This is a genomic window from Kitasatospora sp. NPDC127035, assembly GCF_042726075.1.
GTDB lineage: Bacteria > Actinomycetota > Actinomycetes > Streptomycetales > Streptomycetaceae > Kitasatospora.
In genome coordinates, this window is the sequence record NZ_JBHXDN010000003.1 from 95713 (window position 1) to 110668 (window position 14956).

Below are 14956 nucleotides of genomic sequence, written 5' to 3' on the forward strand. Positions count from 1 at the left end.
CCGTGAACCGTGAACCGCGCCTCCGACCCGGGGCGGGTGCACCCCGCACCCGCCCCCCTCCCCACCCTGGCGGACGACCCATGCGCTTCCTGGAACCGGGCACCGGCCGCCCGTCGGCCACCCCTCCGACCGGTCACGACCTCACCTACGACGACGTCTTCATGGTCCCCGGCCGCTCCGCCGTGGGCTCCCGGCAGGAGGTCGACCTCTCCTCGAACGACGGCACCGGCACCACCGTCCCGCTGGTCGTCGCCAACATGACCGCCGTCGCCGGCCGGCGGATGGCCGAGACGGTCGCCCGCCGGGGCGCGCTCGCCGTACTGCCGCAGGACGTCCCGCCGGCCCTGGTCGCCGACACCGTCGCCTTCGTGAAGAGCCGTCACCTCGTCCTGGACACCCCGATCGTCCTCGGCCCCGCGCAGACGGTCGGCGAAGCGCTCGCCCTGCTCCCCAAGCGGGCCCATGACGCGGGCGTGGTGGTCGACGACGCCCACCGGCCCGTCGGCGTCGTCACCGACCGCGACCTCACCGGCGTCGACCGCTTCACCCCGCTGGACCGCGTCATGTCCCGCGACCTGCTGCTCCTCGACGCCGACACCGCCGCCGCCGACCCGCGCGGCGCCTTCGCCGAGCTGGACGCGGCCAACCACCGCTACGCCCCGGCGGTCGACCGCGCCGGCCGGCTGGTCGGCATCCTGACCCGTACCGGAGCGCTGCGCGCCACCCTCTACGCACCCGCCGTCGACGCCGCCGGCCGGTTGCGGGTGGCGGCCGCGGTCGGCATCAACGGCGACGTGCCCGGCCGGGCCGCCCGCCTGCTGGAGGCCGGTGTCGACGCCCTGGTCGTCGACACCGCGCACGGGCACCAGGAGGCCATGCTCAAGGCGCTCGGCCTGGTCCGTGCGCTCGACCCGGGCGTGCCCCTGATCGCCGGGAACGTGGTCACCGCCGAGGGCGTGCGGGACCTCGTCGAGGCGGGCGCCGACATCCTGAAGGTCGGGGTCGGGCCGGGCGCGATGTGCACCACCCGGATGATGACCGGCGTGGGCCGTCCGCAGTTCTCCGCCGTCCTGGAGTGCGCCGCCGAGGCGCGCCGGCTCGGCAAGCACGTCTGGGCCGACGGCGGCGTCCGCCACCCGCGCGACGTCGCGATGGCGCTGGCCGCCGGCGCCTCCAACGTGATGATCGGCTCCTGGTTCGCCGGCACCCACGAGTCGCCGGGCGACCTCCAGGTCACCGCCGACGGCCGCCGGTACAAGGAGTCGTTCGGCATGGCCTCCGCCCGCGCCGTCCGGGACCGCACGTCGCTGGACTCCTCCTACGACCGGGCGCGCAAGGCCCTGTTCGAGGAGGGCATCTCGCACTCCCGGATGTTCCTGGACCCGGCCCGCCCGGGCGTCGAGGACCTCATCGACTCGATCGTGGCCGGCGTGCGCAGCTCCTGCACCTACGCGGGCGCGGCCTCCCTGGAGGAGTTCCACGAGAAGGCCGTCGTCGGCATCCAGAGCGCCGCCGGCTACGCCGAGGGCAAGCCGCTCCACTCCAGCTGGAATTGACGGACAGTCACCTCGTCGCGGTTCGGCGGCGGACGGGGGCCCGGGACGCTCCGTCCGCCGCCGGGACCCTTCGCCGGCTCCTGCGGGCGGCGTCGTTCGGCGGCGTTCGGCGGCGCACCCACTCCCCGGACCGCCCCGGACCACCCGCCTGGTCGTGGCGGTGGGCCGACCCCTGCCCGGCAACCGCAACGACTGCAGGGCAGGGGAGGAATCCGGGGCCGGAGCCGCCGTCGGCCGAACAACCACGACCGCCGACGGCGGCTGCCCCGGAACCGGCCTCGTCATCCCGCACCGCCGTCCCGGAGGAGGCGAACCGACGGACTCGCAGGCCGAACACGACCACGACCACCAACGGGTTCGCACCCGCGTCGAGCACGCCTTCGCCCGGATGAAGACCTGGAAGATCCTGCGCGACCGCCGCCCGAGAGGCGACGGTGTGCGCGACGCGAGCACGGCGTTGCCCTCCCGCACAACCTCGCTCTCACGGGATGACTCCCGCCGCATGCGGGGCCTGAGTTCCCGGGAGAGGGCTCCCCACCTCGCAGTCTCGGAGGAGAAATCAGGCGAGGCAGAACTCGTTGCCCTCGATGTCCTGCATCGTGATGCACGACTCGTTGACGCCATCGGCGCGCTGCGTCAGCACGTGCTTCGCGCCGAGCACCATCAGCCGTGCGCACTCGGCCTCGAGCGCGGCCAGGCGCTCGTCACCCACGAGCCCGACGCCGGCCCGCACATCGAGATGCACCCGGTTCTTGACGACCTTGCCTTCGGGAACTCGCTGGAAGAGCAGGCGCGGAGCCACACCCGCGGGATCAGTGCACGCGAAGTAGATCGCGTCCTCGGGCGGCAGCGAGCGGTAGCACTCCTCCCACGTGGCGAAGCCCTCCGGGACCGCCGGCAGGACGTACCCCAGCACCTCGCACCAGAAGGCGGCGAGGCGCACAGGCTCCGCGCAGTCGAAGGCCACTTGGAACTGTTTGATCGTTGACATTGGCGCACAGTAACAGGGGTTCTGCTCATCTCCGCAGGTCAGGGGGTCCGCAGGTGGTCAGGAGAAGGGCTGCTGCCCGCTGTCGCGCTCGTGCGGTCGCAGGGGTGAACCGAGGTCACCGTCCCTCCAGAGGGAACCCGGCCGGCCACTCTCGTGCTGTCGAAGACCAGTGACGGGACAACCTTCAGCCGTCAGCAGGCCCGGCTCCGCCGCACCGGTCGGATCCGGCTGCCCGCCCGCGCCCCCGGCGACGGCGCCCACCTCGGCGCCTTACGGCCAACGCCACCTGCCTGGAAGGGCGTTGAGCGATCCTGCACGGCGGCCCGGCACCGCTCCCGGTCGGGCCCGACCCTCCACCTCGCTGACCCGCCCACGCTGTGGCGCCGGTCGCCCTCGGGACCCTTGTCCCGACATCAGGGACCAACGGCCCGCAGACCCGCCCGGCACCCCCGGTGCAAGCTGTCGGCAGACGCCCGGGCCGGAGCTCCACAGCACCGCCCGGCCCACCGGCCGTGACCCGGCCGCAGCGTGCGCCACCCTGCACCGACGCACCGCAGCGCCACCGCACCGCGCCCCTTGGCACCCGCCGCCCGCCCCGCACCCGGCGGCGGCACGCACGGACCACCGCCCCACCACGTCACCCCACCAGGGCACTTCGGCGCAGCCGCTCGGCGCGCCACCCCACCGAGGAGAGCCGTCATGGCCACCCAGCACACCCCTGCCCCCACACCCCTGACGCCCCGCCGCACCGGCCGCCCGGAGGACGGTGCCACCACCCGGGCCCCGTTCGCGACCGCCGCCACCCTCGCCACCGCCCGCATCGCCCTCGGCGCCGTCTTCCTCTGGGCCTTCCTCGACAAGACCTTCGGCCTCGGCTACGCCACCGCCGCGGGGCGTGCCTGGCTCGACGGCGCCTCCCCGACCGAGGGTTTCCTCGGCCACGTCGCCGCCGGCCCGCTGCGCGGGACCTTCCACGCCATGGCCGGTCAGACCTGGGTCGACTGGCTGTTCATGGCGAGCCTGCTCGGCCTCGGCCTCGCCCTCCTCGGCGGGATCGGGCTCCGGATCGCCGCCGTGGGCGGCACCGCCCTCCTCGCCCTGATGTGGGCCGCCGAGTGGCCGCCCGCCCGCCACCTCGCCGACGGCACCGCCAGCGGCTCCAGCAACCCGCTGATCGACTACCACCTCGTCTACGCCCTGCTCCTCGCCGTCCTCGCCGTCACCGGCACCGGCACCACCTGGGGCCTCGGCCACCGCTGGACCGCCCTCCCCGCCGTCCGCACCCGCCCCTGGCTCCACTGACCCACCCCGGACGGCCCCCGCCCCCGCCCCCGCTCGATGACGGGGGCGGGGGCGGTGCGGTGGCCGGGTGGACACGAGCCGGAACGGCCGATCGACGAGGGGCAGCTCGCCCCCCGTTCAGGTCGCGGGAGTTCCGTGGCTACCGGATCCCTCCCGCTGATGGCCGTTGTCGAACAGGAGGGCGGGTTCGGCGAGGATGTCGCGGCCGGCCTCGCTCTTGTAGATCTCGTCGACGCTGCCGAACCGGGCCTCGGCATAATCGAGTTCGAGCAGCGACGCAGCCTGGCGGACGGATGCCTCGTCGGGGCCCTCGATCTCCACGAAGGTGGCGAGGTCGGGCCAGGTGTCGAAGTCGAAGGCGACCTCACCCAGACGCCACTCCTCTCGATAGTTCTCCTGGTAACGGACCTCCCGCAGACCGAGGCTGCGGAGGATCTCGGCCATGGACTGCAGATCGGCCACCTCGGTCTCGATCTCGGTGGTGCCGTCGATCGTGGTGGCGTCGGTGACCTGCTTGAGCGTCAACGTGGATCGGGTACCCTCGTCGCGCAGACGGACCCATGCACCGCCGTCGAGGGCATCGCTCTCGAAGATCTTCCTGGTGAGCAGGGTGCGGGGGAAAGCCTGGACGGCTCCCAGTACTGTCAGTCGCGCCTGGAGGTCGGCCACGTCGACAGCGAGGAACTTGGCCTCGTACTCGTGCTTCATGCGTTCTTCTTCCCGTGCGGGTGAGGGTGGTCCGACGTGCGGGCTGCGAGGAGCAGTCCCATCCGGTGGGTATGGTCCTGGAGCCGGCCGAGGTGGGCCCGCTCGGTGAACTCCGCAGTCCGCAGCGTCAGCAGAACGTTCCAGGCGCCGGTGAAGTGGCGGCTGAGCTTCTCGGGCGATGTGTAGTGGTCGACCAGATGGTGGCGCGCCTCCACCGGCATCATGAACTCCGCGCCGAACAGACCATCGGCGCGCACCAGGAGCTGCATGCGGGCGACGAACTCGGCGAGCGGGCGGCGGTGGTTGACGCTGTAGTGCCAGGAGCAGCTGGTCCAAACCGCGTCGCAGAGCCTGTCGAGCGGCTCGGAGCCGAGGAAGTCCTGCTCCACGACCTGGACCCGGTCATACAGGTCTTCGAGCCTGAGACGGTCGATCAGCCCCGTCGCGTGGGCGTGTGCGGTGCCGGGCAGGTGCACTTCTCCGCCGTGAAGGGCGAGCGGGTCGCGTTCGACCGCGATGACGCGGTAGCCGGCGGCTGCCAGTGGAAGGACGAACTTGCCGTCGCTCGCGCCGATGACCGCGACGGTGGCGTCACGGGGTGCGTGCTCCTTCAGCGCGGCGAGGAACTGGGGGAAGAAGGTGAGGGTGTGCTCCCAAAGGCTCCGTGTCTGCACGGCAGTGGGATCCTTCCGCGTCGATGGCGAGGATGGACTGGACTACCTGCTCCGGTTCGAGGCCCGTGGTGTCCACCCGGCGCATCGGGAACTGCGCGTAGGCGGTGGTGATCCGCTCGACCACGTCCTCACCGAGGGCGTCCCACCGGGAGATCGGCTTGTGCCGCCCGGCGAGGCGGCGTTGGCGCTCGTCCTCCGTGCAGAACAGCTGGTAGGTGACAGGTTGGGGGAGATCCGGTGGCAGTATGACGCCGAGATTCGCGCCCAGGGCTCGATGGTTGGCCAGGCACCGGGCGAAGTAGCTCTCCACGACGACCGGGACGTCGGCGGCGAGGTGGTGCCGTATCTCGTCGACGGCGGTGAAGAGTGCGGAGAGGTAGAAGCTCATCCGGGCTTCGATGTTGTCCCGCATGTCGATCTCGCGCCGCAGTGGCTGGTAGAAGACCGGCACGGTGGGGACGAGAACGGCTTCGCGGGCTGCGGCGAGCATCGGTGCGACGGTCGATTTGCCGGTGCCGCGCAGCCCTTCGAGGCTCTCGAACAGCGGACGGTCAGACACGGGCGTACACCACGTCCGGAACGGCGAGGGTGAGTTCGTCGGTCGCGGAGGGCCGGTGGACGATGTGACCGGCGAGCTTGTCGTACCAGAAAGCATGCGAGTCCTTGCCGACGGCCTTGCAGGACATGGTGAGCGCACCGCGCGGGTCGGCCTCGATCCGCTCGATCTCTCGCGGTCCGTCGATGTGAGCGCAGATGTCCGGGGCACCGTCCTCGGACAGGTCCTCGTCAACGATCACCTCGATCGAGAGCTTCGCGCCCTTCAGCCGTTCGCGCAGGCGGGCGTACGCGGCGGGCTCGGTCACGAGCAGCTCGGGGTGGTCGGCCGCGTTGCCGACCGGGCGCATGCAGTGGAGCTTCAGTTGTCGGGCCCCGAAGTCCTGGAGGGTACGAGCCAGCGGGACCACCTCGTCGATGTTGCGGGCGGTCACCGTCATGGTGGCCCCGGTGGCGACACCGAGCTCCCGCGCCAGGTCGAGCGCGCTCAGCGCGCCCTGGTAGCTGCCGAACCTGCGGACGTGGTCGTTGGTCGCGCCGATGCCCTCCAACGACACCCTCAGCAGGTCGAGGTAGGGGGCGATCTCCGCGAGCCGGCGCTCGATGCGGTAGCCGTTGGTGCAAATCTGGACCTGCAGACCGAGTTCCTGTTTGGCATGGCGGACGACCTGCGGCAGGGCCTTGTAGATGAACGGCTCGCCACCGAGCAGGGTGACGGCCTCGGTGCCGTACCGGTCACGCATGAGGGTGAGGAGCTCGATGGCCTCCTCTGACGAGAACGCGTCCGCGTGTTTGAGCCGCTCGCCGTGGAAGCAGTGCAGGCACTCGAAGTTGCAGCGGTACAACAACTGCAGGTAGAGCATTCGGATCCGCTGGATCCCGGTCACTTCGCCGATCATACGAGTCTCCCTCGGCCGGTCGCTCGGCTGGTGACCTGATGGTGGCGAAGGGTTCCGGGATGGCGGCACCGCGTACCGGGACGGCTCGGGGACGTCTTGGGACGTTCTCAGTCGGACGCGAATGACCGCAGGAGTTTCAGAAGAGCCGGGGTGTCGGAGAGGTCCGGCAGCACGGTGCTCGCGCCCGCCGCAATCAGGTCGGCTTGGCTGTCGACACCCGTGGCCACGGCGATGACCCCGGCCTCGGAGGTGAGCGCCGCCTCGACATCACGAGGAGTGTCCCCCATCAGGACCACTGGTACGTCAACAGGCAGGCCGCGGTGTCGGCGAGCACGTTCTCGCGCGACGGCCACCAGCTCACGGCGCTGAACGGCATCGGCCCCGTAGGCTCCGACGGCCAGATCCAGCAGGTCGTCGAGGCCGAAGGCCGCGAGCTTCACCCGCGCGTTGGCCGCAATGTTGCCGGTCAGTACCGAAGAGACCCAGCCGGGCCGGTCGGCTGCCGCTTCGAGTGCTGCCCGGACGCCCGGGAGAGCCGTGCCGCGTCGGCGGAGGTCGTCGAACCGCTCGATCCCCGCCACTTCGAGGGCCGTCTGGACTGTCGGCCAGTCGGGCTCCGGCCGATCGTTGCGGCGGAACATCTCACGCATGATCAGGCGGTCGGTTCGGCCTTCGGTCCGGGCCGCATGGTTCGGTGGATACCCCGCCAGGGCGGCGAAGGCGGCCGCGTAGATCTCCTTGCTGACCCCCGCGTTCTCGATGAGCGTGTGGTCGATGTCCCAGAGGATGATCAGCGGCATGGCGCCAGCGTAGGCACCCTGCCGATCCGTGAGCCCATGAGGTGTCCCCCTACCTCCTTGCAAGCCGACGCCTGCCTCGGCTTGTATGGTTTCCGTGAACGAGCGACTTCGCTCCGTACTCGCTCAGCGCGGCGTCTCTCCCGAGTTGCTCGCCGCCGCGTGCGAGGTGGACCCCAAGACCGTGGGCCGCTGGATCGGCGGACGAGTGCCGCACCCGCGACACCGCTTCGCGGCCGCCCAGCACCTACGAGTGGAGGAGACCTTCCTCTGGCCCGCACCGGCGCCACTGGCGGGCAGGCCGCTCGCGGCCGGCACCGAGCTGGTCGGCACCTACGTCAACCGAGCGAGCGTGCCACGGGAGATGTGGTTGTCGTTGCTGCGGGAGGCCGAGACCCAGATCGACGTGCTCGTGTTCTCCGGGACGTTCTTCGCACAGACCAACCCGCACGTCGCCAGGATGCTTGCGGAACGGGCCTCGGCCGGTGTTCGCGTCCGTCTGTGCTTCGGAGATCCGGCTGGCAGGGCGGCCGTTGTCCGGGGGCGTGAGGAGGGTATCGGTGACGCGCTCGCCGCGAAGATCCGTGCCTCGCTCACCTACTACCGGATCCTGCCGGACAGGGCCGGCTGCGAGGTGCGCCTCCACGACACCACGCTCTACAACTCGCTGTTCCGCTACGACGGTGACCTCCTGGTCAATCCGCACGTGTGGGGCCAGCCCGCGAGTGCCAACCCTCTGCTCCACCTCAGGAGGGTCGACTCCACAGGATGGTTCGACAACTACGCTCAGAGCTTCGAAGCCGTCTGGGACGGCGCGAAACCCTGGACACCCGTATCGGAGGGGAACACCGCACATGGGCAGGACTGAGTATCTCGACGACCCCGACGCCCCCAAGGCCAACACCCTCGTTCCTGCGAGCAACCTGCTCGTGGCCGACCACAACGGCGCCATCCTGATGCAGCGCCGACGTGACACCGGCCAGTGGGCCCTGCCCGGCGGGGCGCAGGACATCGGCGAGACCGCTGCCCAGTGCGCCGTGCGCGAATGCCTGGAGGAGACCGGCGTGATCGCCGAGGTGACCGGATTCCTGGGCGTCTACAGCAACCCGCACCACATCGTCGCGTACACCGACGGCGAGATCCGCCAGCAGTACGAGAACGCGTACATCGGCCGGCCCGTCGGCGGCGAGCCCACGATCAACGACGAGGCCGACGACGTCCGATGGATTCGGCCCGCCGACCTCGACCGGTACGACATCCACCCCAGCATGCGCCGACAGATCGGCGACTACCTCGCCGGCACCTACCCCTACCTCGGCTGAGCGGCCAGCGCGGCCTCCACCCGCGCCACCGCCGCGAAGATCGGCGGTGCTGCCCGACGGATGAACCGCCCCACCACGCTGTCCGCCCCGTAGCGCCCCACGATCTCCGCCACTCGTTCTCCGGCGGTCGTCAGGGCCCCGTCGGGCGTCGTCGTCATGTCGCAGTAGACCAGCGCATCCACCGGCCGCCGGTCGTCCAGCAGCGGGAACTCCGTCTCCAGAACGTCGCGGAGTCCCCGCTCCTCGGCTTCGATCAGCGCGAACGAGTGGTTCGCCACCAATCGGGTCAGCCGATCATCCACCCCGTGGACGTCTCGGAGGAACCGGGCACCGTCGAGCGGGTGGAAATGGGTCATCGCCAGTCTCGGTGCATAGCCGATGTCATGCAGTAGCGCCGATGCGTGGACCACATCGGCGCTGTCGCCCAGCACACTGGCGAGACCGGCGGCCCGTGCGGCGACGCCTTTCGAATGCGCCCAGCGACGGGGCAGCACCACGGACAGTTCCGCTTCGGTGAGCCGCCACGCCCACTCGGTCAGGACCTCACTCATGCCCAGGTGCCTTCCCTCGCGGTCGAGAGGACAGTCCTCCGGCAGCAGCGCGGTCGCGTGTCGAGTGGTCGTCGCAACCCTCCGCGCCGACGATGCGACAGCCACCTGCTGCGGAGAGCTGCACACCCGGCTGTCCCCGGTCGTTCGACGGGTGTCCGAGGGATCGACGAGACGGCGACTCGTCGATCCCTCGGTGCGTTGCCGGGTGGGGTCCGGGGGTGGTCAGCGGCGGGGGCCGGTGGTGGCGTAGGCGGTGGTGCCGACGGCGGCCAGGGTGAGGGCCGTCCAGGTACCGGCGGCCGTGCCGGGCGGGAGCAGCATCCAGGTCATGACCTGCGTCGCCGGGTCCGTCGCGGGCGGGAGGACGAACGCGAACGACAGCCACACGAACGGCAGGACCCACGCGAACTGCGCCCCCCAGCAGGCCGCCCCGACCGCCACGAGCCCCATCAGCCCCGCGATGTCGCGCACGACGAGGGCCGGGGCGGCCGGCTGCCCGCTCACCACCTGCACCGCCAGCACCACCGCGCCGACGACGACCCCGCAGAGCAGGACGTGCGCCGCCCGGCGCGGCCACCAGCGGATCGCGGCCGTCCGGTCCAACGCGTGGTCCTGTCCGGCGAGGCCGGCCGAGAACGCCGTCGCCCCGGCGGCGAGGACGAGAGTGGACGGCAGGGGGTCCCCGGGCAGCCCGCCGCCCAGCCGGGCGAGCGTCCACACCGCCACCGCGCCGACCGCCACCACGGCGAGGGCGGCCGGTACCCGCCGCGAACGCGCGTACAGCGTCAGCCACCTCACTGGACCCTGCCGGCGGTCAGTGCGGCGAACGGGAAGTCCGTGCAGGAGACCGCGGCGGCGTGCAGGGCGCCGATCCGCTGCCGCTGCTCCGGCCCGGGCAGCGCGGTGAGCTCCTCCCACACCGGGCGGGCCATGGCGTTCCAGTCCTTCAGGGTGTACATGGTCCCGTCGAGGGGCCGGAGCTCCCCTCCGAGGACCCAGGCCGCCGCGACGCTCTGGGCGACGGCCTCCTCCAGCGTGCCGCTCTCGGCGGAGCTCCGGGCGTGGCACAGCGGCACCAGGCCCTGGCCCGTCAGGGCCCGGGTGAGCCGCTCGCCCGACGCGCCCCCGAACACCTCGTCGCCGAAGTCGACGAGCAGGGCGTCGCGCGACCGTTCCGCCTCGCCGAGGAGCTCCCTCGGGACGGTGGTCTCACGGACGGTCACGGGGGCCGCGTCGCCCAGGGCCCCGCGCAGCAGGCGCAGCGCCTCCCGGCCGGGACCGGCCATACCCGCGAGCCGTGCCTGCCGGGCCGCCGTCACGCACACCGGGCCGTCGCAGACCTGCGTCACCGCGGCCCGGTCGACGACGTACGTGGCGCGGGGGTCGGCCGGCAGCAGGAGCAGGGCGACGGCGCCGCCCGCCAGCAGCGGGGTGAGGGCGAGCAGCCGGGCGCGCGGGCCGGCGGCGGCCAGCAGCGCGAAGCCCGTCGCGGCCAGGCCGAGCAGCCAGAGCGTCTGTCCGAGGTGCACGGACGCGGACAGCGTGAAGACCGTCTGGCGCACCTCGGACACCGCCGGCGACAGCAGCGCGAGGCGGTTCGGCGCGGCGGACGACGGCACCGCGGCGTCCGTGGTCTGCCGCAGGAGGCTGACGGCCACGAAGGCGCCCACGGCCAGTGCGGGCGGCGTGAGGACGGAGGGCAGCGCCCGTCCGACCCCCATGCCCAGGACCGCCCCCGCGACCAGCGCGAGCGCCCCCACCAGCGAGACCGGCAGCCAGCCGAGGTGGGTGTACGCGGCGTCTCCGGCGAGCACCCGCACCGCACCCACGAGGAGGACGAGCCCGAAGGCCGAGACCAGCGCGAACGCCGTCGTGCCCGCCAGGGCGGCCGCGCGGTGCCGTGCGGGTCTCGGGGTGCTGGCCAGCAGTTCGGCCGTCTTCGAGCGGTGGTCGCGCAGCCCCTGGAGCGCCCCGAGACCCACCGCGAGCGGCCACAGGAACAGCAGCAGGAACCGGGTCCACAGGGCCATCGAGGTCCACTGGGCCGTCCACAGCGTGGTGCCCCTCGACCACGCTCCGGGCACGAGGTGCAGGAACGCGAGGGCGAACGCCACCACGACGGCGCCGGCCCACGGGGCGACGGAACGCCGCAGCTCGATGCGGAGGATACGGAGGTTCACCAGGCGCCCCTCGTGCGTGCGGGGTCGACGAGCAGGGCCGAGTAGCCGCGCTCCAGCGGGCTGTCTCCCACGTGTTCCGGGCCGCCGGCCGCGGCCAGCTCGTCCGGGGTGCCCTGGAAGACCAGCCGCCCCTCGGCGAAGAGCACCACGTCGGTGCAGGCCGCGGCCACGTCCTCCACCAGGTGGGTCGAGACGACCACGCAGGTGTCCGTCCCCAGCTCCTGGAGCAGCCCGCGGAAGCGGAGCCGCTGCGCCGGGTCCAGACCGACCGTCGGCTCGTCGAGCAGCAGGATCGAGGGGTCGTTGACGATCGCCTGGGCGATGCCGGCCCGCCGCACCATCCCGCCCGACAGGGCCTTCATCCGCTCGTCCGCGCGGTCGGCCAGGCCGACCCGTTCCACGGCCCGCTGCACCGCCGCGGGGATGTCCGCCGTCGGCACCTCCTTCAACCAGGCCATGTACTCGACGAACTCGCGCACGGTGAAGCGCTTGTAGTAGCCGAACTCCTGCGGAAGGTAGCCGATCCGGCGGCGCAGCGCGCGGTGTTCGCCCGGTCCGCCCGCGGGCTCCCCGAGCAGCTCCAGTGCGCCCCCGGTGGGGCGCAGCACGGTGGCCAGGGCCCGGATGAGCGTGGTCTTGCCGGCCCCGTTGGGACCGAGGAGTCCGTGGACGCCGGTGCCCAGCGACAGGTCGAGCCCGTCGACGGCCATCCGCTTCCTGCCGACCCTGACCTTCAGTCCGGTCGCCCGGATCTCCCACGCGTAGGCCGTGGGGGCGATGTCGGCCCTGCTCACTGCGGGCATCGTGCGTTTCCTCGTCTCTCGGGGGTGCGGGGTGGCTCGGGGGTGGGGGGTGGCTCGGGGGCGGGGCGTCTCGCGAACGTTCACCGGTGGGCGCCCAGCACGGTGTAGGCGCCCCTGCGGGCGAGGACGACGCCGACGCCCAGCAGGAGGATCAGCCCCCACACGGGCAGGCCGTCCGTCCGCAGGGCGAAGGCCGTCCGGCTGGTGGCCAGGGTCGGTGCCACCACGACCGCGGCCCAGGCGGCCACCAGGACGACGGCGGCGCGGGTCACCCCGATCATCCCGCCGAGCGCCAGGGTCATCGAGGTGAAGGCCAGGCAGGGCAGGAGCCACTGGGCGGCCGTCACCCCCGTCACCCATCCGCCCGCCAGCAGCGCGGGGATCACCACGACGAGCACGGAGGCGGTGCGCCGCAGCACCAGTTGCAGCCCCGCCCTCGGGGTGGAGGCCGTCAGCTCGTACGCCGGGTCGAGACCGCGCGACCACGAGGCCGCGACGCCGCACACGGGCAGGACGGGGGCGAGCAGCAGCATCAGGGACACCTGCCCTGAGCCGGGGCCCGCCAGGTCCAGCAGCAGGGCGAGCAGCGTCACGGCCACGACCATGGCCAGCCACGGCGTCATGGCGGGCGTCGTCCAGGCCGACAGCCGCGCCCGGCGCCGGCGCGGGGCCGACGGGGCGGTCGTCGCCAGCTGGTGTTCGAGATCGGACCAGACGGTGTCGGTCAGCGCCGCCAGGGCGGGCGCGGAGGCCGGGACGGCGGCCGACAGCCGGTCGCGGCAGGGGCGGCACCCCTCCAGGTGGGCCTCCAGGGCCCACACCTCGTCCGCGACGAGGTCCGTGTCGCCGCGCGCGTATCCGTCGATCAGTCGTGCCGACGCGTGTTCCACGTTCATCCCAGTGCCTCCCGCATCGCGATCCGGGCCCGGCGGGCGCGGGTCTTGACCGTTCCCTCGGGCAGTCCGAGGACGACGGCGGTCTCCCGGACGGACAGCCCGTCGAGCACCATGGCCTGCAGTACCTCCCGGAGTTCCGGTGCGAGGCGCCGCAGCGCGTCCCCGACGTCGCCGCCGACGGTGGCCACCAGGGCCTCCTCCTCGGCCGCGGGCGCCACGGGGTGCGGGGCCGCGGCGGGCGGGGGCTCCGCGTGGTGGGCCCTGCGCCGGAACGCGTCGACGAGGCGGCGGGCCGCGATCGTCCACAGCCAGCCGACGGCCGTCCCTCCGGTCCGGCTCCCGGCGAAGGAGCCCGCCGCGCGCCACACCGCCAGGTACGTCTCCTGCATGACCTCGGCGACGATCTGCTGATCCGTGCAGCGGCGGTTCAACCGCACGGCCAGCCACGGCGACGTGCGCCGATACAGCTCCTCGAAGGCGGCCCGGTCGCCCCGGGCCACCCGTCGTAGGAGGTGTTCCTCGTCCAGTTCCTGCGGCGCTGCCGCCCCAACCCGTTTCACACCTACTAGACGCCCCGTCGGGCCTGCGGGTTTTCTCCCGGACGTGATCCGGGTCACGTCCGGGCCGACGGTGCGGACGGGCGTCCGCCGACGGCGCGCGGGACCGCCGGCCGCCGCGGCCCGGGAACGCCCCGGCGGTGCCCGCCGGGATCACGGGTGGGGCGCGTGGGCTGCGCGGGGCGCGCCGAGGGCGTGGAGGAGATGGCGGAGGGCCGGCGCGGGGGGACCGGCCGGGCGGGCGAGGGAGGTGGTGACGATCGGCCCGGCCAGCCGGCGGACGGCCACCCGGGGGAGGTCGGGGAGGCCGTTGACCTCGTAGAAGACGGTCCAGGAGGGGGTGGTGGCGGAGCCGATCTCGGCGAGGGTCTCGCGGAGGGTGGTGAAGGGTTCGCCGGGCGGCGGGTCGATGCCGGCTCCGCGGCAGGCGTCGGTGACGAGGGCGTGGAAGGCGGGGTTGCGGTCGCGGGCGGCGAGCCGCAGGGGCAGGTGGGCGAGCCGGTCGAGGCGGAGCTCGTCCTCGGCCGCCAGGGGGTGGTCCGCCGGGAGCGCGACGTGGAGGGGGTCGTGCCAGACGGGGACCAGGTCGAGGTCCGGGTGCGCGGTGACCGCGCGGAACAGGGCGGCGTCCAGCCCGCCCGTCCGCAGGGCCTCCAGCCGCTCGGCGGGCGGGCCCTGCCGCAGTCGCACCCGGAGGCCGGGTGCGCGGTCGGCGAGCCGCGCCAGGGCGTCGTCCAGGCGGGTCCCCGGGGTCTGGACGGCGCCGAGGCGGAGGACGCCGTCGGTTCCCGCGCGGATGCCGGCCGCCGTGCGCCGGACCTGCTCGGCGGCGGCGAGTGCGGCGCGGGCCTGCGGGAGGAGGCGCTCACCGGCGGCGGACAGGCGGGTCCCCCGGGTGGACCGGTCGAGGAGCACCACGCCGAGTTCGCGCTCCAGGCGGCGGACCTGCTGGCTCACGGCGGACTGCACGATGGTCAGCCGTTCGGCGGCCCGGCCGAACCCGCCCTCCTCGGCCACGGCGACGAAGTACTGCAGTTGCCTGAGCTCCATGCGCGGACCCCCACTCATCTCGATCGGTGATCACCGCCCGCTCCGACTGCTTCTGGTCCGGTGATCGCTCCCCGGGTCGAATGGTGCCGTACACGTGATCCCGAGGGGAGAGGGG

17 protein-coding genes and 1 pseudogene are annotated in these 14956 nt (G+C 72.9%); 5 read left to right on the forward strand and 13 right to left on the reverse strand.

What is annotated here, in order from left to right:
* Nucleotides 1–80: 80 nt before the first annotated feature.
* Together ACFWIC_RS02340 and ACFWIC_RS02345 are read left to right on the forward strand one after the other, a co-directional pair.
* The gene (locus tag ACFWIC_RS02340; RefSeq protein WP_380361217.1) at nucleotides 81–1556 is read left to right on the forward strand and encodes a GuaB1 family IMP dehydrogenase-related protein; all 1476 of its coding nucleotides are present in this window, start codon (nucleotides 81–83) and stop codon (nucleotides 1554–1556) included.
* Nucleotides 1557–1698: 142 nt separating this feature from the next.
* A pseudogene (locus ACFWIC_RS02345) lies at nucleotides 1699–2048 on the forward strand (transposase family protein); the annotation flags it as partial.
* Nucleotides 2049–2115: 67 nt separating this feature from the next.
* On the opposite strand, the gene ACFWIC_RS02350 reads toward ACFWIC_RS02345, so the two are convergent.
* Entirely contained in the window at nucleotides 2116–2547 is a 432-nt protein-coding gene (locus tag ACFWIC_RS02350) for a VOC family protein (RefSeq protein WP_380515131.1), read from the reverse strand.
* 699 nt (nucleotides 2548–3246) lie between these two features.
* Between ACFWIC_RS02350 and ACFWIC_RS02355 the strand changes: the two genes are divergently transcribed.
* Entirely contained in the window at nucleotides 3247–3849 is a 603-nt protein-coding gene (locus ACFWIC_RS02355; RefSeq protein WP_380361218.1) for a hypothetical protein, read from the forward strand.
* 117 nt (nucleotides 3850–3966) lie between these two features.
* Here ACFWIC_RS02355 and ACFWIC_RS02360 read toward each other — a convergent pair whose 3' ends face one another.
* From ACFWIC_RS02360 to ACFWIC_RS02380, 5 genes are all read right to left on the reverse strand, one after another.
* Complete coding sequence (locus ACFWIC_RS02360; protein WP_329878204.1) at nucleotides 3967–4557, reverse strand: class IV adenylate cyclase; 591 nt, start codon at nucleotides 4555–4557, stop codon at nucleotides 3967–3969.
* On the reverse strand, nucleotides 4554–5231 hold the full coding sequence (locus ACFWIC_RS02365) for an SAM-dependent methyltransferase (protein ID WP_329951959.1): 678 nt from the start codon (nucleotides 5229–5231) through the stop codon (nucleotides 4554–4556). The genes ACFWIC_RS02360 and ACFWIC_RS02365 overlap by 4 nt, the downstream gene beginning before the upstream one ends.
* A complete protein-coding gene (locus tag ACFWIC_RS02370; protein WP_355402059.1) occupies nucleotides 5149–5790 on the reverse strand; it encodes a hypothetical protein in 642 nt (213 codons plus the stop codon). Before ACFWIC_RS02370 ends, ACFWIC_RS02365 begins: the two co-directional genes overlap by 83 nt.
* Complete coding sequence (locus ACFWIC_RS02375; protein WP_329878198.1) at nucleotides 5783–6685, reverse strand: radical SAM protein; 903 nt, start codon at nucleotides 6683–6685, stop codon at nucleotides 5783–5785. The genes ACFWIC_RS02370 and ACFWIC_RS02375 overlap by 8 nt, the downstream gene beginning before the upstream one ends.
* 107 nt (nucleotides 6686–6792) lie before the next feature.
* Nucleotides 6793–7485, reverse strand: coding sequence for an HAD family hydrolase (locus tag ACFWIC_RS02380; RefSeq protein WP_380515136.1), 693 nt, complete (start codon nucleotides 7483–7485; stop codon nucleotides 6793–6795).
* Between the two features lie 94 nt (nucleotides 7486–7579).
* On the opposite strand from ACFWIC_RS02380, the gene ACFWIC_RS02385 reads away from it, so the two are divergent.
* Entirely contained in the window at nucleotides 7580–8350 is a 771-nt protein-coding gene (locus ACFWIC_RS02385) for an XRE family transcriptional regulator (RefSeq protein WP_329878194.1), read from the forward strand.
* Nucleotides 8337–8804: an NUDIX domain-containing protein gene (locus ACFWIC_RS02390; RefSeq protein ID WP_329878192.1), complete on the forward strand. Its 468-nt coding sequence runs from the start codon at nucleotides 8337–8339 to the stop codon at nucleotides 8802–8804. The genes ACFWIC_RS02385 and ACFWIC_RS02390 overlap by 14 nt, the downstream gene beginning before the upstream one ends.
* Here ACFWIC_RS02390 and ACFWIC_RS02395 read toward each other — a convergent pair.
* The 7 genes from ACFWIC_RS02395 to ACFWIC_RS02425 form a co-directional block, all read right to left on the reverse strand.
* Nucleotides 8792–9355: an HD domain-containing protein gene (locus ACFWIC_RS02395; protein ID WP_329878190.1), complete on the reverse strand. Its 564-nt coding sequence runs from the start codon at nucleotides 9353–9355 to the stop codon at nucleotides 8792–8794. The genes ACFWIC_RS02390 and ACFWIC_RS02395 overlap by 13 nt on opposite strands.
* 222 nt (nucleotides 9356–9577) lie before the next feature.
* The gene (locus ACFWIC_RS02400; RefSeq protein WP_380515140.1) at nucleotides 9578–10153 is read right to left on the reverse strand and encodes a hypothetical protein; all 576 of its coding nucleotides are present in this window, start codon (nucleotides 10151–10153) and stop codon (nucleotides 9578–9580) included.
* On the reverse strand, nucleotides 10150–11535 hold the full coding sequence (locus ACFWIC_RS02405) for a hypothetical protein (protein WP_329951957.1): 1386 nt from the start codon (nucleotides 11533–11535) through the stop codon (nucleotides 10150–10152). Before ACFWIC_RS02405 ends, ACFWIC_RS02400 begins: the two co-directional genes overlap by 4 nt.
* Nucleotides 11532–12338, reverse strand: a complete 807-nt coding sequence (locus tag ACFWIC_RS02410; protein ID WP_329878184.1) for an ABC transporter ATP-binding protein — start codon at nucleotides 12336–12338, stop codon at nucleotides 11532–11534. Before ACFWIC_RS02410 ends, ACFWIC_RS02405 begins: the two co-directional genes overlap by 4 nt.
* An 80-nt stretch (nucleotides 12339–12418) precedes the next feature.
* Nucleotides 12419–13234 carry a zf-HC2 domain-containing protein gene (locus tag ACFWIC_RS02415; protein ID WP_380515143.1) on the reverse strand — a complete coding sequence of 272 codons (816 nt, stop codon included), beginning with the start codon at nucleotides 13232–13234 and terminating at the stop codon, nucleotides 12419–12421.
* Nucleotides 13231–13794 (reverse strand): RNA polymerase sigma factor, encoded by a 564-nt coding sequence (locus tag ACFWIC_RS02420; protein WP_380361220.1) that lies wholly within the window; start codon nucleotides 13792–13794, stop codon nucleotides 13231–13233. The genes ACFWIC_RS02415 and ACFWIC_RS02420 overlap by 4 nt, the downstream gene beginning before the upstream one ends.
* A 150-nt stretch (nucleotides 13795–13944) precedes the next feature.
* Nucleotides 13945–14841, reverse strand: coding sequence for a LysR family transcriptional regulator (locus ACFWIC_RS02425; protein ID WP_380515146.1), 897 nt, complete (start codon nucleotides 14839–14841; stop codon nucleotides 13945–13947).
* Nucleotides 14842–14956: the final 115 nt, after the last annotated feature.